The sequence below is a fragment of the Tunicatimonas sp. genome (assembly GCF_049647865.1).
Lineage (GTDB): Bacteria > Bacteroidota > Bacteroidia > Cytophagales > Cyclobacteriaceae > Tunicatimonas.
In genome coordinates, this window is record NZ_JBARYM010000872.1 from 1 (window position 1) to 1671 (window position 1671).

2 protein-coding genes are annotated in these 1671 nt (G+C 45.5%); both read left to right on the top strand.

Annotated features, from left to right (window positions below):
* Positions 1–465: DUF1552 domain-containing protein (locus WBA23_RS25070; protein ID WP_424585019.1), on the top strand; the 465-nt coding region annotated here is incomplete at its 5' end.
* The coding region (locus WBA23_RS25075) for a c-type cytochrome domain-containing protein (protein WP_424585020.1) at positions 458–1671 on the top strand (1214 nt) is incomplete at its 3' end. The genes WBA23_RS25070 and WBA23_RS25075, both read left to right, overlap by 8 nt.

Below are 1671 nucleotides of genomic sequence, written 5' to 3' on the forward strand. Positions count from 1 at the left end.
TGGAGCGATGCTAGTCGAGTGTCTTCGTTTATGTTTGGCAACTCGGTTAGTAATCGCAACTTCTCTTTTTTGGATGGTGTTCAGGGTAGCCACCATCAGCTATCCCACCACCAAAATAGCGAAGAGAACCTCCGACAGTACGCCACCATCAACCAGTGGCATATGCAGCAGTACGCTTATTTTCTTGAAAAGCTAAAATCTATTCCTGAAGGCGATGGAACGCTATTAGATCATAGTATGATTATGCTCGGTTCGGGTCTACGCGATGGTAACCGCCATTCGCCTCGCGACCTTCCAATAGTAGTAGCTGGCAAGGCAGGAGGCAAGCTAAAAACCGGACAGAATCTTCAGTTTGCTAAAGAAACTCCTTTAGCTAATCTGTATCTGTCTATGCTACATATCCTGAATATTCCGACCGAGTGCTTTGCTGATAGTACCGGCGAACTTTGCGAAATTTATGCCTAATCAACTCACTAAACCTATAATTAATTTAGATAAATTTTCTCACTTCCGTTTTCTACTGATCATTTTCAGTATTGCTCTTCTGCTATTGCCGCTGTTTGCTACTCCTCAACAGACAGCCCCTGATTGGGTTTACTTCCTGGGAAGATTCCACCCATTAATTATTCATTTCCCCATTGTTCTGTTAAGCTTACTGTTTCTGCTAGAACTATTGAACCAGACTACTTGGAAGGTAATGTCTAAACCTTTACGGTGGGTAATGCTGGTGATCGCCGCGCTTAGCAGTCTGTTAGCCGTCATTCTCGGTTATTTGCTCTACCGAACCGGTGACTATAGCGGTGATTTAGTAATTTCTCACCTTTGGCTTGGTATGGGAGTTGCAGTGGGAGCACTTTTGCTACTATTTTTTCGATTAAATATTCGGTGGGATAAGACAAAAACCTCTCAACATTTATACGGGCTAGTATTGTTACTGACCAACGGCCTATTGGTTTTAGCTAGCCATCAGGGAGGCTCTCTCACCCACGGAGCTGACTACCTAACCGATTACCTACCTAGCTGGCAAAGCGTACCCGAAAAGCCCGAAGCCGAAATGCTGGTGTACAATGATGTAATTGTACCTATGCTCGATGCCAAATGCTACAGTTGTCACAATGAACATAAAACGAAGGGCGATCTGCTGCTTACTAGTTTGGTTTCTATGGCCCAGGGCGGTGAAAGCGGTCAACCCGGATTGATTGCTGGTGATGCCGGGCAAAGTGAGATATGGAAACGAGTGACTCTTCCTCCTTCTCACGATGATTTTATGCCCCCGGATGGTAAACCGGCCCTTACCAATACCGAAGTTAATTTACTGGAATGGTGGATTGATCGAGGAGCTGATCCGACGCTAGATTATCTTACGGCCTTAGAAGATAGTAGTGCCTCGCTTCAATTGCAAAGCTACGCTAACAATCTACGAGTAGTTCAACGTAAACAGTGGAAAGCCGATAAGGCCCTGACCGACTTGGTGCAGCAGGTTTCGTACGAAGCGGCTCCCTTTATTATTGAACGTGACCAAGAAAATTCTCAGCAACTCACGCTACAGATGCCCTTTCCCCCGGGAGCATTTAACGACCAAAATTTGATTGACCTACGTCCGCTCTACCAGCAGTTAGTAAGCGTAAGCCTGGTTGGTAGCGATATTAGTGAAGATGCGCTGTACCACCT